The organism is Sphingomonas sp. SDUR79, assembly GCF_056821745.1.
The window spans coordinates 807,207-822,993 of record NZ_JBPDIN010000001.1 but is presented as its reverse complement, the minus strand read 5'-3'; the positions used below and the strand labels follow the sequence as shown (position 1 = coordinate 822,993).

Annotated in this window: 13 protein-coding genes, 1 tRNA gene and 1 pseudogene; 10 read left to right on the top strand and 5 right to left on the bottom strand. The window is 66.0% G+C overall.

The genetic code is table 11. From position 1 onward, the window contains the following. Positions 1-7 precede the first annotated feature (7 nt). Positions 8-1,744, bottom strand: coding sequence for an asparagine synthase-related protein (locus tag ACRYLO_RS03980; protein ID WP_482658975.1), 1,737 nt, complete (start codon positions 1,742-1,744; stop codon positions 8-10). Between the two features lie 86 nt (positions 1,745-1,830). On the opposite strand from ACRYLO_RS03980, the gene ACRYLO_RS03975 reads away from it, so the two are divergent. Continuing rightward, positions 1,831-2,733, top strand: a complete 903-nt coding sequence (locus tag ACRYLO_RS03975) for an NHL repeat-containing protein (protein ID WP_482658974.1) — start codon at positions 1,831-1,833, stop codon at positions 2,731-2,733. Positions 2,734-2,765: 32 nt separating this feature from the next. Here the strand turns inward: ACRYLO_RS03975 and ACRYLO_RS03970 are convergent, their stop codons facing one another. Both ACRYLO_RS03970 and ACRYLO_RS03965 read right to left on the bottom strand, forming a co-directional pair. Beyond that, positions 2,766-2,921, bottom strand: a complete 156-nt coding sequence (locus ACRYLO_RS03970) for a hypothetical protein (protein ID WP_482658973.1) — start codon at positions 2,919-2,921, stop codon at positions 2,766-2,768. 109 nt (positions 2,922-3,030) lie between these two features. Next, positions 3,031-4,722 (bottom strand): annotated as a pseudogene (locus tag ACRYLO_RS03965) (O-linked N-acetylglucosamine transferase, SPINDLY family protein). Between ACRYLO_RS03965 and ACRYLO_RS03960 the strand changes: the two are divergent. The 9 genes from ACRYLO_RS03960 to ACRYLO_RS03920 all read left to right on the top strand — a co-directional run bounded on the left by ACRYLO_RS03960 (position 4,721) and on the right by ACRYLO_RS03920 (position 13,702). Next, positions 4,721-5,389 (top strand): hypothetical protein, encoded by a 669-nt coding sequence (locus tag ACRYLO_RS03960; RefSeq protein ID WP_482658972.1) that lies wholly within the window; start codon positions 4,721-4,723, stop codon positions 5,387-5,389. The pseudogene ACRYLO_RS03965 and the gene ACRYLO_RS03960 sit on opposite strands and share 2 nt — an antisense overlap. Further along, entirely contained in the window at positions 5,386-6,207 is an 822-nt protein-coding gene (locus ACRYLO_RS03955) for an HTTM domain-containing protein (RefSeq protein ID WP_482658971.1), read from the top strand. The genes ACRYLO_RS03960 and ACRYLO_RS03955 overlap by 4 nt, the downstream gene beginning before the upstream one ends. A gap of 59 nt (positions 6,208-6,266) precedes the next feature. Further along, positions 6,267-7,139, top strand: a complete 873-nt coding sequence (locus tag ACRYLO_RS03950) for a hypothetical protein (protein ID WP_482658970.1) — start codon at positions 6,267-6,269, stop codon at positions 7,137-7,139. 4 nt (positions 7,140-7,143) lie between these two features. Then, positions 7,144-7,407, top strand: a complete 264-nt coding sequence (locus tag ACRYLO_RS03945; protein WP_482658969.1) for a PqqD family protein — start codon at positions 7,144-7,146, stop codon at positions 7,405-7,407. Beyond that, entirely contained in the window at positions 7,404-8,318 is a 915-nt protein-coding gene (locus ACRYLO_RS03940; protein WP_482658968.1) for a hypothetical protein, read from the top strand. Before ACRYLO_RS03945 ends, ACRYLO_RS03940 begins: the two co-directional genes overlap by 4 nt. Before the next feature lie 229 nt (positions 8,319-8,547). Further along, positions 8,548-12,012, top strand: a complete 3,465-nt coding sequence (locus ACRYLO_RS03935; protein WP_482658967.1) for a CHASE domain-containing protein — start codon at positions 8,548-8,550, stop codon at positions 12,010-12,012. An 80-nt stretch (positions 12,013-12,092) separates the two neighbouring features. After that, the gene (locus tag ACRYLO_RS03930; protein WP_482658966.1) at positions 12,093-12,707 is read left to right on the top strand and encodes a response regulator transcription factor; all 615 of its coding nucleotides are present in this window, start codon (positions 12,093-12,095) and stop codon (positions 12,705-12,707) included. Between the two features lie 12 nt (positions 12,708-12,719). Then, on the top strand, positions 12,720-13,577 hold the full coding sequence (locus tag ACRYLO_RS03925) for a hypothetical protein (protein WP_482658965.1): 858 nt from the start codon (positions 12,720-12,722) through the stop codon (positions 13,575-13,577). Between the two features lie 49 nt (positions 13,578-13,626). Continuing rightward, a tRNA-Thr gene (locus tag ACRYLO_RS03920) sits at positions 13,627-13,702 on the top strand. Positions 13,703-13,746: 44 nt separating this feature from the next. On the opposite strand, the gene ACRYLO_RS03915 is transcribed toward ACRYLO_RS03920, so the two are convergent. Both ACRYLO_RS03915 and ACRYLO_RS03910 read right to left on the bottom strand, forming a co-directional pair. Then, positions 13,747-14,847, bottom strand: coding sequence for a pectinesterase family protein (locus tag ACRYLO_RS03915; RefSeq protein WP_482658964.1), 1,101 nt, complete (start codon positions 14,845-14,847; stop codon positions 13,747-13,749). Continuing rightward, complete coding sequence (locus ACRYLO_RS03910) at positions 14,844-15,749, bottom strand: alpha/beta hydrolase fold domain-containing protein (protein WP_482658963.1); 906 nt, start codon at positions 15,747-15,749, stop codon at positions 14,844-14,846. Before ACRYLO_RS03910 ends, ACRYLO_RS03915 begins: the two co-directional genes overlap by 4 nt. Positions 15,750-15,787 lie beyond the last annotated feature (38 nt).

The following is a 15,787-nucleotide window of genomic DNA, read 5'->3' as shown; positions in this document are numbered from 1 at the left end:
GTCGTCCTCAGCGAGTTTGCCAGGACAGCAGATATTCGGCGGTCATCGTAGTCAGCTGCACGTCATTGGCCTGGGCATAGCTGGTGACGCCGTTGGCCTCCACGTCATCCAGCGCCGCTTCCAGCCAGTCGAGATCGATCCAGTCATCGATCCCTGCCTGGCGGAACGTGGCGATCCGTTCACGGGCGCCGGATGCCTGCCAGTGCAACCGATCGAGATGGTCAGGCGAAGCGGGCAGCCCGCGGCTGCGCAGCCGCACGCTATCGGGCAAATGCCCCTGCAGCATATGGCGGGCGACGGAGCGCGTCATGCCGCCATGCGTCAGGAACGTCGCGGGGAACCCTGCAAACAGGCGCAGCAGGCGAATATCGCGGTACGGAAAATCCTCGCGCACCGCGCCCGGATAGGGTTCGGTGGTGATGCGCAGCGATTTGGCTGCACCGGGCAGATAGCCGCAACTGTCGTCACGGGTCGGATATTCCTCCACGGGTACCGGCACCGCCAGCGCGTCGACAACCGCGTCGGGCAACGCAGCCAATCGGTGACGTGCCAGCCGAACGACAAATGGGCCGGTCGCGCTCGGCGGGGCGGCACGCTTGCCGAAGCTGCGACGCAACGCTCCTGCCAAACGGCGCATGCGGTGGCGCAACGTATCGACCGGCATCTTGGCGGTGAGTGTCAACTCGCCATAGTTGCCGTTGAACATCAGCGCCGCGCCGCGCGCTGCGGCGAAGTGCTGAAAGGGCTCAGTCATGCCGTGGCGGGTCGTCAGCAGTGGGCCATTGGCGCCGTGAAGAATGGCGTCGGCAGGGCGGTAAAGGCTGACCGACGCATCCGGGAACAGGTGGTTGGTGGACAGGCCGAGCGCCGATGCCACCGCTCCGGCGAAGTGCCGCTCGTCGTCCCGGGCGCAATCGGGCGGCGCCACGGACGTGATCAGCGACAAGGGCGCATCCGCCGGACGCTGTTCCGCCGCCAGCCATGCCAGGGTCGATGAATCGAGGCCGCCGCTCAGCATGGCGATGCAGGACCCGGCACGGCGCATCCGCTCGCCGACGATGACGCGCAGCAGCCGCTCGGTTTCCTCTACAGCTTCAGCGAAGTCGCCTTCCCAGCGCGGCGAAGCGGTCAGCGCATTCGCGCTCGACGTTCGCACCCCGCGTTCGTCGATCATGACGGTGCCGCCCGCTTCCAGGCGACGCACGTGGCGCAGCATCGTTTGCCCATCGTTCCGGACGCGCAGCTGTGCCCGGCCGAGCGCAAAGAGCAGACCCGTCGCATCGATCTCGCGCCCGACCCATGGCAGGCGGCTCAGCGCCTCCAGATCGGGGGCAACGGCGAGCGTCGGCCCGTCGATGGCGTAGAAGATGCGATCACGCAGCGCCGCCGACTGCATCAGGGTTACGCGACCCGTCCGATCGACATGCAGCAGCGACCATTCGCCGATCATGTGGATCGGCGTGTCGCCCGCAAATCTTGCCAGTGCGGCGCGCGCCAATATGGCCGGCGACGTCGCGGGTGGCAGGGCGAGCCGGGCGGCCAGCGCGGCACAATCATCGACATGACCGACCAGCACCGTGACAGCGCCGTCTGCGTCGAGGCGATGCAGCGCGCTGGGTATGCGATCATCGACGGGCAGCAACTGGATCGCCGCGCCCTGCGGATCAGGCAACCCCAGCAACGCCGCATCGCTGGAGTCCAGCGGACCACCATCGCGCCGCAACATTCCGTAAATACCGCTCATTCGGGCCATATTGCCCGATGCCATAAGCTTACCAGCCGCACCAGACCGGGGTTGCGCTGTCCAGCCAGCGAATTAGGGCTGGAGCGATGCCGAGCACCACCCCCTCCCTACCCGACCTGTCCCAGTTACGCGCGGCCCTGGCAATGGACCGTTATGCCCGCGACGACGTACACGTCGCCCATGCCGATCTTCGGGATTACGACTGGCTGGTGGCGTCATCAAAAGGCGTATTCGCGGTCAATGGCGATGGGTTCGCGACCGCGCTGTTCGGGTGGTATTTCGGCATTTGCCGCTATGGCGACTGGCTGTTCCTGTTCGAAAACTGCGGGCATCGGCAGCGCGAACGCCCGCGCGGGCGGCTGGTGCGACTCGCGCTGCGCGATGGGCGATTGTCCGAACCGGTCGTCATCGCCCGCGGCATCGACTGTCACTGTCACCAGATCACGGTGATCGACGGACTTCTGCACGTCGTCGATACCGCCAACCAGGCGATCCTGCGTTTCGATCTCGATGGTCGGCCGGTTGACGTGCTGCATCCCTTTGATCCGGCGCATTATCATCACATCAATGCGATTGCGCAGATCGACGGGCGGATCGGCGTGATGCTGCACAATGGTCGCCTAGACCCACCCTGGAACAGCGAAATCGCGTGGTTTGGAGCCGACTGGCGGCCAATCGAACGACAGGTGTTGATGGATCGCGGTTGCCACGACATCGTCGCCAGCGGTGACGGGCGGCTGTGGTACGCCGCGTCAATGTCCGGTGAAATTGTCGCCAGCGACGGTCAACGCTTCGTGATGAGCGAGGCACTGATGACGCGCGGCATCGCGTTCAACGCGCAGCACGTCATCGTCGGACTATCGATCTTTGGGCCGCGCGAGCGGCGCGACGCGCTCCGCGGCATGGTTGCGCTGTCCGACCGTCAGTTTCAACGCGTTGCGGACATTGAACTGCCCGGTGCACCGGCAGCGATCGTCGCCCTAAGCTGAAACCGCCTGGCGACTGACTGCGAGCCCGCCGTTCAGCTGGCCTGGCTATCCACGGATGGATTGCCGCGCGCATCGGCACCCAAATTGGGGAATGCGCCGGTTTCGCTGACATCCAGCGACCGAATCGACGGTTCGACCCATGCCTTGCCCATGGCGGCTTCACCGGCGTTCAGCTTCGTGCTTTCCATGTCATTTCCCAGACGGCTGTTTCTACCCGGCATAAGTATCACTTTTGAGGGACTTGGCAAATGCCCCCTGGCCCGGGTTGCCGCCTTGGCGCAGACGCGCCGCAACGTGTCAGTCCAGCGGCACGCTGATCGGTCCGGGCGGCAGCCCATCGCAGCGGCGGCGGTGCATGGCGCGATAGGCGGATTCGAGGTGGCGCGTATAGCGAGCGGTGTCGAACAGGGGTGCCGACAGCCGCCGTTCGCTCAGGCGATGCCGGATCGCGGCGAGCGCATCGGGGCGGCGGGCAAGGTCGATCGCGCATCGCTCATAGGCTGCGCCGTCGCTGGCGATGAGTTCAGGCATGTCGAGCGCATGCAGCACGCTCGCCGCCACCCGCCCCGGCCATGTCGGCCCGACCTGCGTCAACACCGGCAGCCCGGCCTACAGCGCATCGGTGGTCGTGGTGTGGCCGTTATAGGGCAAGGTATCGAGCATGAGATCGGCGCAGCGATGGCGGCTGAGATGATCTTCGGGACTCATGCGTGGCGCAAACACCAGTCGATCCGCGGTAATGCCGTGACGCTCAGCCTGCGCGCGCAGATTGGCGGTGGCGAGCGGATTGCTGTCGAGCAGCCACAGGACGCTGCCCTCCACCGCGCGCAAAATGCGCATCCAGCGGGCAAAGCTGTCCGGCAGCACCTTGTGACAATGGTTGAAGCAGGCGAAGACGAAGCTCCGCTCGGGCAAGCCGCATTCGGCGCGCGTATAGGGTCGGCTCCCCACGAACCGCTGCCGGTCTGTGGGATAATAGCTGTCAGGCAAATGGACGATCGCTTCGCTGTGCCATTGCCGATCGGCGTCGGGAACGACGACGGCATCGGCGATGGCATAGTCGAAATGGTCTGCGCCGCTGGTTGCTGGGCAGCCGAGATAGCTGACCTGCACCGGTGCCGGGCGATAGCGTAGCGCGTCGCTGCGGCTGTTGCCGAAATAGCCGTTGAGATCGACCATGATATCGACCTGCGCGGCGCGGATCGCAGCCGCCAGATCGGCATCGCTGAGCGCGCGGACATCGATCACGCGATCGAAGGCGCCGATAATGCGCTGACGCAGCGGCGATCCGTCTTCCGGGCTGTTGTCGAAGGCGACGATGTCGAATGTCGCGTGATCATGATGGTCGAACACCCCGGCCATCACCAGCCCGTTGGGCGACAGATTGAGCTCCCCCGACAGATAGCCGATGCGGATGCGCCCATCGGTGCGGGGCGGCGGGAAGGCGGGGCGCGCTGCCACGGCGTCGGGCGCTTTGGGCGCGGTGCCGCGCTGCCAGTTACGCGCGGCCTGCAACAGGCTGGCTGGCCCGGTGGCGATGGCATGCCAGTAAAAGGGGTGCACCGCGCCCTCCCCCGAGGCGATCTGGGCGGCGACCGTTTCCGCCAGCGCGTCAAGGCCTTCCCATTCGCAACACAGCATCTGCGCCTGCAGCAGCAAACCCGGCAGGCCGACATGGTCGGGCGCTAGACGCCACGCGCTTCGCCAAGCCTTCAGCGCCATTTCATAATGGCGCAGTGTATTGAAGGTTGAGCCAAGCGCGATCCATGCCCCCGGTGAGTCCGGATCGACCTGCGTCGCCGCCAGGGCGCTGGCAAGCGCCTCCGGCTTGCGGCCCAGCGCCAGCAGCGCGCGGGCACGGTGGCTATGGCTGCTCGCACGATCGGGCGCTGCGGCAATCGCGCGGTCATAGGCGGCAACCGCCTCGGCAAAGCGCCGCGCCGCATAATGAGCGTGGCCGGCATCGTTGTGCCGGGCGAACGACGGCATGGGCAACGCACTCCTGATCGGCGGCGACATATGGACCATGGAGCGCGCGCCGCACAACTCGAATGGTTGGCGCCGCCAGGATGTTGGCGTAAGTCCCGACGATGCAGGGCGATCGGGCAGAATTTCGGTCAACCGGGGCACCGGCATGACTCTGGGCAACGTCACTCTGGGCAACGTCACTCTGGGCGACATCGCCGTGGTGCTGGCGCTTGCCTGGCTCGGGCTGACGCTGCTGTTTCAGTTTCGGCCGCTCAGTCGCAGGTTTCAGACGCTGGACCGACTGGGGATCCTGCCGCGCTGGCTGTTTTTCACTCAGGGCGTGGGTAGCTATGCGCTGGCGGTGGAGGTTCGCATGCGCGATTCCTCCGGGACTTTGAGCGATTGGGTGCCGGCCCCGCTCTGGCCGCCTGTGCGCTGGTGGCATGCGATTTACCATCCCCACCATGCCGCAAACGGCGCGATCTGGATCGCGGTCGACCGGCTGGCACACCGCGCCGCGCGCGGCGACAGCGAAACGACGTTGGCGGAAACGCAAGCCTTTGCAACGTTGAGCACGCATCTGCGCCGGGCACTGCCCCGGAGTGACCTGCAAATTGCCCTGTCGCGGACCGATTGGACGAGCGGCGAATCCCGTCGCCTGTTCGTGTCGGAGTTTCTCGCGCCTTGAACGCCGATCTGCTGTCCACAGCGGCACCCTATCTTGCCGCGACCCGCATTGCGCTTGGCCTCTGGCTGATGCTGGCAAGCGTGCACTGGATTGTCGGCGCGAGCGCATTTGGACCGCAAGGGCCGATCCCCTGGCCGCCGATGCCGGGCAGGTCAGCGCTGCGCAAAGTCCGCCGCCGCACATCGACCCAGCTGCTGCGGACGTGGATGGGCCTGCAATTGGCGCTTGCCGTCGCGCTTCTGCTCGCGACATCGCCGTTACTCGCGACGGTCTGCCTGGTGGCGGCGCTGGCGAGCCATGGCAGCTTCATCCTGCTGTTTGGCGATCATGGCGCGAGCGGGGCGGACAAGATCGGCCTGATCGTGCTTGCCGGGACGTTGGTCGGGACGGTCGGGCTGTCGGTCGGCGATGCCGGGCTGGTGCTGGCCGGCTGTCTGGTTAGCGGCGGGCAGTTGGCGCTCTGTTACATGATCGCCGGCGTCTCAAAGCTGCGTCAGCCCGCGTGGCGCAGCGGCACCGAGTTGGCGGGCGTGATGCGCCATGCCGTGTGGGGCGCGCCGTGGGCGGGCCGTCTGGTGCAGCGGCGCGGTGTCGCGCTTTTCGGCAGCTGGGCGCTGATGCTGGGCGAGGCGTTATTTCCGCTGGCGCTGTTCGCGACCGAGCCGGTGCTGATCGCCGCGCTCGCCGCAATGCTCGCTTTCCATATCGCGACGGCGGTCGTCATGCGGCTCACCCTGTTCCCCTGGGCCTTCGCCGCCGCCTATCCCGCGGCGCTGCTGCTAGGCCACGTCGTCAGGGGAAGCATGGCGCCCTGGTGACCGGCAGGATGTTCAGTCGGCTTGCCCGATCATCGCAATCCTGCCAACGTTCGTGCAGGATGTCGCTGACGATGACACCATTGTCGGGCGATATGCCGGTGCTGGGCTGGGGCTTGCGGATTGCCAGCACAGCGCCGATCCCGGGCGCGATTCCCTGGCCGTTCCCGTCAGCTGAAACCGATGTGACGATCACCGTCGGTGACCCGGTGGCATTGCCGCCCTGGCCCTTTCCTTACCGCCGTGAGGGGGATGTGCTGGACTTCGCGCCGCCCGGTGTCGGTCGGTATCGGATCGCCCGCAACTCGATCCGGATCGAACCGCATCCCGACGCGGCCATCGCGGCCATCGGCGAGCTGCTCGTCGCAACAGCCATGCCGGCGCTGCTATGGTCGCGGGGCCGATTCATGTTGCACGCCGCCGGGCTGATCCTGAAACCGAACGAACAATGTATCGCCATTGCCGGACCATCGGGGGTCGGCAAATCGACGCTTGCGCGCTGGTTCTTGGGGTGCGGGGCCCGCCTGGTCGGGGACGATACGCTGGCGATCGATCCGTCCGGCCAATGGCCGATGTGCAACGGACTGCCCGGCGGGGTGTTTGTGCGTTCGCAAGCCGCCAGGCGGTTCGAACCGCTGGCGGAGGGGCTGATCCAACGGGCACAGGCAACCCGGCTGGACGCCATCGTCGTGCTGGCGCCGGGACAGCCGCTGTCGATCCGACGGTTGACCGGGATCGAGGCCTTTACCGCCATCATGCGCAATCGGCACCGGCCACGCGTGCCCACATTGCTTGGGCACCAGCAGGCGATGCTGGCGATGGCGACGGCGCTGTGCCGCATGCTTCCCGTCTATGAGCTGCGATTTGACAAGGAATATCACTCACTCCAAGAACTTGGCTCGAAAATAAGCGACTTGGTGGCGAGAGGAAGTTGAGCTGATGACCCGATACCAGCGTAACGACAATTGGGTTGGCTCGCATGTGGACGACAGCTTCGTGATGCTGCACATCGATGCTGGTGACTATGTCGTGCTCAATGAAACGGCATTGGCGATCTGGACCAGCCTTGAAACGCCGCGCACCGCAGCGGAGGTCGTCGATGCGCTTCTTAGCGAATATGCGGTGGAACGATCGGCATGCGAGGCAAGCGTAAGCCGCACGCTTGAAGAGATGGCGCAAAAGCGGCTCGTCGATCCGGCGTGACCGCCACGACCCGGCATGGGTACCGGTGCTTTGGCAACGATTGGCGTTGCGACCTCGACCTTGACCTGTTTGATCGGACAAGGTCGATCAACGAAGACGCGGCGATCCACGTCCGTCTCGCCAAGACCTTGCAGGATCGCAGCCTCCATCGGATCAGCCCCCGTGTGGAACTGGCCGGGGACGGCTTTCGCATGCACTGGCAGGACGAGGCAATATTCGACGCCTATTCCGATGGAACGATCGATGTTCTGCCGGGCACACAGTGGCGCGGCACCCTGCCGGTCGCCTTTTACAGCACCGTCGCCGGGACGTTGCTGGCTTGGCGCGGATCGCTGCCGATGCACATGTCCAGCGTGGTCGTCCACGGCCGCGCCTGGCTGATCGGGGGCAACAGCGGTGCCGGGAAGTCCAGCCTTGCCGCCGAACTGATCGGCGAAGGTGCGCAGTTTCTGGCCGACGACCTTACCGTGTTGCATTCGGATGCGGGGCGACTGCTGGCGACGCGCGGCCGGCCATCGATGCGTCTGTACCCGCACATGGCCGAGCGCATCGACCACGAACACAAGCGGACGATCGTTGACGATGATCGCGGCAAGCAGATGATATGGCCCTGCCGTCGCGCGGCCGACGAAAGCTATGAGATTGGCGGGATCGTGATCCTGGGCGCTGGTGCGCCCAGGCCAGTCAGCGGACCGCAAAAGCTGCAATTGCTTGCCCGAAGCCTCTTTCGGCCGAGGATCGTTTATCAGACCCCGGCAGTCACCACCGTGCGCCGACAGTTGCTTGATCTTGCGAACGTGCGACAGGTTACGGTTTTGCCCGGTGCATCGACGCATGGGGGATTGCACAATGCGGCTGGCGCGGCGCAGCTCTTGGTATCGATGGCCGAAGCCGGACGCGCGCGGCGCTGACAAAGATCCAACCGAGATTTCCCCCGGGTGACGCTGTTCCGCGCGGACCCAGATCACCATCGCGGTGCGCCGTCCCCAACCGGGTAACGCGATGGATGCATCGGCCGCGCGTCTTGCTATAGACCATGTTGTGGAACCTGCGCGCGACGTCCCTTCTGCTGACCAGCGGTCCGCCGGCGATCCGGCTGACGCTGGACCCTTGTCACTGATATCGCGCATCCGGATCGGGTTGATCCTGATCCTGGCGTTCGTCGCCAGCGGATGGATCGCAAGGCAGCTCGCGATTCCGCCAGCCAATGTCACCATGTTGTGGCTTCCGTCCGGCGTGGCGGTTGCGGCGGTGCTGCTATATGGGCGCTGGCTGTTGCCGGCGGTGTTCCTGGCCTCGCTGTTGCTCAACACGATCCTGGGCATGTCAATGGGATCCGGGATGCTGCGCGCGAGCAGCCTGGCGGTGTGGACCGCCTGTGGTGCGACGCTGCAGGTGCTGACCGCCGATGTGCTGCTGCGCCGCCGCTTCGGCGATCATATCGAACTGACCCGGGCGCGCGATGTCGCCGGAGCGATCGGCCTTGGAATATTGATCCCCGCGCTGGTGTCGGCTTCGGTCGGGCATCTCGCGATAATGGCGTTGCGCGACCTTCCGATCGAGCGGGTACCGGGCAGCATGGCGACCTGGGCGCTGGGCGACGTGCTTGGCATCCTGACCGTCGCGCCCTTTGCAATGATCGGCGAGCGGCGGCGCTTCCGCGCGCTGTGGCGCGGCGCGACGATCCGCGGCTTGTTCGGCTATATCGCGCTCGGCTGTGGCCTGGGTCTTGCGCTGACCATGTTCGCGTGGATCAACGTGCGCGAGCGGGTGTATGATAGCAGCCGGGCCAGCTTTGCCATGCTGGCTGCGGAAAGCGAACAGGCGTTGCACGAGCGGCTGAACCGTGCCGCGCACAGCCTGGACGCTGCATCCGCCCTGTTCACTGCGGGCGAGCGGGTGACCTGGGACGAATGGGTCGCCTATGCCAAGGTGATCGACCTTGAGCGCAGCAATCCCGGCATCCGCGACATCGGGTTCATCCGGCGGGTTCCCCGCGCGGAGGTCGCTGCATTTCAGGCGGCCGCCCGTCGCAACGGCCTGGCGATCGACCGCATCCAGCGCGCGCCGGCGGACAGCGACCATTATGTCGTCACCTATATCCACCCGCTCGAACAGAACCGCGCAGTTCTGGGGATGGACATCACCTTCGACCCAAAACGGCGCGAGGCGGCCGACCAGGCACGCGACAGCGGGACGGCGGTCGTCACCCGGCCGCTCGACTTCATCCAGTATCGCGGGCCCGGCTATGGCTTTACGATGATGCGGCCGGTCTATGCGGCGACGGAACCGCCGCGCACGGTGGCGGAGCGCCGCCGCACGCTGATCGGCTGGGTCTATCACCCCTTCACCGCCCAGCGGTTCTTCAGTGGCGTGACACAGGGCCAGAACAGCGATTTCGAGTTGCTGATCCGCGCGCGCGACGCCGCGAATAACTGGGTAACAGTCTACGATACCCTGTCCGAACGGCCAAAGGCGACGCATCGACCGGCTTTTGTCACCTCCAGAAAGTTCCACGTCGCCGGCCGTGTCTGGTTGCTGGAATGGCGCAGCACCGCCGCGTTCGAAGAGCGCACGCGCAGTGACGAGCCGCTGCTGATCCTGCTGACCGGGCTTAGCATCAACCTCGCTTTGGCCGCCGTGCTGGCGGTGGTGGCGCGGCGCGAGGCGGTGGTGACGCGCGAGGTCGATCGCGCCACGGCCGAACTGTCCGAGACCAACCGCCTGCTGCTGATGACCGAAGCGACGACACATGTCGGCCATTGGCGATACGACATCGCGGCGGGCAAATTGCTGTGGTCGGACGAGGTCTATCGCATCCATGGTCGCGACCAGGCCCGGCCGATCACGCGAGACGAGGCGCTCGACTATCTTCACGCGGAGGACAAGGACCAGACCTGGCAGGCGATGCTGGCGGCTGTGCGCGACCACCACCCGTTCAATCTGCGCGTGCGGATCACCCGGGACGATGATGGCGAGACGCGCTTCCTGTCCTATCTCGGCCGCACCGAACAGCGGCCGGACGGCAAGCCCGGCGCACTGTTCGGGGTGATACAGGATGTCACCAATGAAACGCGGGTGCGCGAACAATTGCTCAAGGCGCGCGATGCGGCGCAGCGGGAGGCCCAGGCGCGCGGAACGTTCCTGGCCAATCTGAGCCACGAAATTCGTACCCCGATGAACGGCGTGATCGGTTTTGCCGAATTGCTGCTCGAATCCAAGCTCGCCACCGAACAGCGCAACTATGCCCAGATCATCATCGAATCTGGTACCAATATGATGGCGCTGCTCAACGATGTGCTCGATCTGTCGAAGATCGAGGCGGGGCATCTGGAACTCGCCGACGAACCCGTCGCGATCGAGGAACTGGCCAATTCGGCGATCCGCATGCTGATGCCCAGCGTGCGCCGTCGCGACGTGTGGCTGGAGGTCCAGATCGACCCGAAGCTCCCGCCGGTCGTGCGCGGCGACAAGCTGCGGCTGCGGCAGGTTCTGCTCAATTTGCTCGGCAATGCGGTTAAGTTTACCGTGCAGGGGTTCGTGCGGCTGGAGATCAACCGGGTCGGTGAGCAAATGCGGTTTGCCGTGGTCGATTCCGGTCCCGGCATCCCCCCGGACCGGGTTGCCGACATTTTTCAGTCCTTCGTGCAGCTCGATCCGTTGACGCGCACTGGTGGAACGGGGACCGGGCTGGGGCTGACCATCTCCAGCTCGCTCGTCCGGCTGATGGGCGGCAGCCTGAAGGTGCAAAGTCGCGTCAATGAAGGCAGCAACTTTCACTTCACCCTGCCCTGCATTCCCGCCGCCCTGGCGCGAGAGTCCGTGCCGCCCACCGATCCGCTGGGAGACAGGTCGCACGATGAAGCGCCGCCAGCTGCGATCCGGGTGCTGCTGGCCGAAGACAATGAGATCAACCAGGCGCTGATCCGCGCGACCGCGGCGCGTCTCGGCCTGACGCTCGATGTGGTGAGCAACGGTGCAGAGGCGGTCGCGCAGGCAGAGGCAGCGGTACGGGGCGGTACGCCCTATGACTTGATCCTGATGGATATCCAGATGCCCGTTCTGGACGGCATTGGCGCCACGCGGCAGCTGCGCAGCATGGGGTTCGACGCCGAACTGCTACCGATCGTCGCGCTGTCGGCAAATGTCTACCAAAGCGACATCGACGCGTGTTTCGCGGCCGGGATGCAGGCGCATCTGGCGAAGCCAGTGCGGCGCGATGCGCTGGAAGGCGCGATCGCTACCTGGGCGCGACGGCATCCCGGTAGAATCCCGGTGCTGTCGGTGCCAAGCACGGCCCCCGCCGCCGCCGAGCCGATCCCCCCTTCGCTGATGGCGCGCTATGCCGAACGTCGCGCTGCACTGGCCGAAGCGCTGCGCGCATTCGACCCGGTGGCTGCCGACGACGCCCAGTCGATCGCCGCGCTGCTCTCCGATATCCACAAGCTGGCCGGAACGGCGGCGCATTTCGGCGATACGCAACTGGGTGAAAAGGCGCGCGAAACAGAACGGGCGATGATCGATGCTTCACCCGGCGAACGTATCATTCTTGCGCAGGCGCTGCTGGCGATGATCGAAACAAGTTCCCAGACCGCATCAAGTTGAGTAGTAACGTCACACGATCATATGGACTTACAGAACATACCGGTTATCAGGCCGGTTCAGGTTCCAAGCAGCGAATGAGAATGTCCAGAACCATTCATGTCGTCGATGACGATGATCTTGCCCGCGATGTCATTGCAAGCCTGGTGGCGACATTGCCGGGGGTGTCGGTCAGCGCGTGGGATTCGGCCGAGCGTTTTCTGACCGCTGCACGCGATGGCGCCGCCCCGGGGGTCGTCCTGCTCGACCTGAATATGCCCGGTCTGTCCGGGAATGAGGCGTTGCGCGCATTCGATCATCGCCGTTTCCCGGCGATTATCGTGTCGGGACAGGGGCAGATCACCTCAGCAGTCGAAGCGCTCAAGCGAGGCGCGATCGACTTTATCGAAAAGCCCTTCACGCTTGAAAAGCTGCTTGGCCCGCTCAAAATCGCGTTCGACCTGCTCGACCGCAATCTGGCCGAAGAGCGGCAGTCCGACCGCGAGCGCGACCGGCTGGAAACGCTGAGTGAGCGCGAGGTCGAGATTCTGGCGCTGCTGGTCGATGGGCTGACCAACCGCGAAGTCGCCGAGAAGCTTGGGCTGAGCGTGCGGACGGTCGAATCGCATCGCGCGCGGATCATGCTCAAGCTCGACGTGTCGAGCTTTGCCGAGGCGATCCGGCTGGCGGTGCTTGCGGGGATCGAGACGCCGGGCTGAGCCCGTCGGACCATGGCGTCGTCCCATCATTTTTCCCGATTTGTCGCGATCGACTGGTCCGGTGCCAAGGGAGTGCGGCATCCCGGCATCGCCGTGGCGATGTGTGAGCGCGGGACCGCTGCGCCGGTGCTGATACCGCCACCCAACCGTGCCTGGGCGCGGCAGGAGGTGCTGGACTGGGTCGCGGCGCAGGCGGACATACCGGCGCTGATCGGGTTCGATTTCAGCTTTTCGGCACCGTTCATGGCGCGCGGCGCGCACCTGCCTGGCGAGACACAGGGCGATGATGCCCGCGCGCTCTGGGCGCATGTCGATGCCGAGAGCGACGACGCCGATCTGGGCGCGGCGAGGTTTATCGATGCCCGCCGCGGGACGCATTTCTATCTTGGCGCCGCGGACGGGGCGAAGGCGGACTTTCTGCACTGGCGCGCGTGCGAGGTCGCGCACGATGGCAGCACTAAGCCGTCGACCGTGTTCGACGCGATCGGCGCGGCTCAGGTGGCCAAGGCGAGTTTTGCCGGGATGCGGCTGCTCCACCGGTTAGATGGGCGCGTGCCGATCTGGCCGTTCGATCCGCTGCCCAATCATGGTGCATGCGTCGTTGAGATTTACACCGCCATCGCCGCACGGGCGGCTGGTGCGCGCAAGGGGCGATCGAAGCTGCGCGACGGGGAATCGCTCGACGCCGCGCTGGCGGCATTGGGCTCACAACCGCATGCCCCGATCGCGCGCTATACCGACCATGCGACCGACGCGCTGCTGACCGCCGCGTGGCTGCGGCGCGCGGTGGATGCGCCCGCGCTGTGGCGGCCCGCCGCGATGACTTCAGCAATTGCGCGCGCGGAGGGCTGGACGTTCGGCATCGCTTGACGCAAAGGGGGGCCATCCAGATGCGGGTCGCCCCAGCGCCACCCGCCGCGCCGGTTTAGCTCAGCTGGTAGAGCAGCGGTTTTGTAAACCGAAGGTCGCGGGTTCGATTCCTGCAACCGGCACCATCCCCGCCCGACGCGCCAGCGAGTAGCCACCCACGGTCACGCCATCATCGCGGGTCCAGTTCGAACATCGCCCGGCGAACCGTTGCAATGTCCGGTGCGTCCCTCCACGAAATGCCGATGTCGCGTCGCCGGGCACCCGGACCGCGCGAGCGGATTTCGGCAAAGCGCGAGTCCTGCGGGCGGAAGATCGCGGTCTTGGTCCCGTCGCGCGCGGTGCCCGGCATGCTCGCCCAGCCGTCCGGGTGGATATGCGCGTCCATATGGCAATCGATGAACACCGCCTGCCCGATCGCGGCCGGGTCGGCATAGCGGCCGTCGGGAAAGACGGTCGTCGGGTGCCATGGCCTGCCCAGCGCCACCGACCCATCGGCAACCCCCCGTTCCCGAGTGAGGCGCGAGCGATAGATGACGATGCCGATCGGCTGCTGAACATTGGTCGAGGGGGCGGTGACGAACGACGCAAACGGCTCCCCCTCCGTCGCCGCACCGCGCCGCCGGGTGCGCACTTCGCTGTGCTCGATCAGCAGCATGCCGTTGCCGAAGATGAAGTCGACATTGCCGGCAATCAGGCTGTTGCGGATGATCGCGCGCTTGCCCCGGGTGAACAGCGTATCCTGATAGCCCAGGAGCGCCACGCGATCGAACAGGACGCGGTCGCTCGCCGTATCCAGCGTCACCGCGACCCCCTGGCTGTTCGAAATCTTGCGCGGATCGCCCTCGGGCAGCGCATCATTGCCCAGGTAATCGAAATCATTCTCGATCGTCATGCCCGACACCAGCACCTGGTCGGCGGCGACCGTCAGCGTCGCCGATCCTGCAGTGCCCCAGCGGCCCCGGTCATAATGCGCGGCATGTTCGGCGACCGCGTCGAAGTGAAGCCGGGTGCGGCCGACGCCGCGCCCGATCAGCCGGATGCGATTGCGACGGATGGTCGGCTTCTCGCGGAACACGCCCGCGCCGACATCGATCGTGACCCAGCGGTCCGACCGGTCGCGCTCGGCTTCGGCCAGCGCCGCGCTGATGGTGGTGAAACAGCGCACCTGCTCAGCGCAGGACGTGCGCACCTTCAGGCTCGTCTTTGCCAGCGCGGGCGATCCGGCGGCGCAGAGCAGGGACAGACATAAGGCGGCAATGGCGGTCTTCATGAGCGTTCCCGGAGAAAGCGGTCGATCTCCGCGACGACGCGCGCGAGATAGGGGTCGTAGAGCCAGAAGGTATGCGGCGCGCGGGCCAGCTTCACGAAGCGATTGCGAATGCCGTGCCGGTCGAGCGTCGACTGCACGCCGACCCGACCGGCTGTAAAGCGGTCATGACCGCTGCCCAGGATCAGTGTCGGCGGCGATTGCGCATCGACATAAGTGGCGGCGCTTGCGGCGCGCCACCGCGCGGCCTGCGTCGCGTAATCGCCACCGACCCAGCGCGCGAAGGGTGAGGCCGCGCGGGCGGCGTCCTCATGGCGCAGCGCCAGCGGATCGGTCATGTCGAGCACGCCGTCGAGGTCGATCAGCGCGCGCACTCGCGTGTCGGCCCCGGCCTGGGGCGCGAACTGCCCCGTCGCTGCCGAATAGGCAAGCAGTGCCGCCATCTGGCCGCCCGAGGAATCGCCACCCAGCGCCAGGCCGTCGGGTCGCAGCCCGAACTCCGCCCTCCGCTCCTTCACCCACAGGATCGCTGCGTTCACGTCGGTCAGCCCTGCGGGATAGCCCGCCTCGGGCGATAGACGGAACTCGGGCATGAACACGGCATAGCCGCGCTGCGCGAGCAGGTTGGCGAGCGGATAGCTGTGCGATTTGTTGCCCGATGCCCAGGCGCCGCCATGGATCAACAGGATACCCAAGCCGTTCGATCGGCCCGCTGGCGGCAGGAAGATGTCGAGGTGGAGGTCGCGGTCGCCGATCTGGCGATAGCGCTGGTCGAACAGCATGCGCTGGCCAGCGGCCGTACGTAGCTGTGGGAGCCGAATTTCAGGGTACACGAGCCGGTCCGCAGCAAAGCGGCGCGCGACATTAAAGCTGTCATCGATCGGCAAAAGGCTCTGCGCCGCCACGGGATTGGCGACGGCGCAGAGCAGACCTGCGGAGAGGG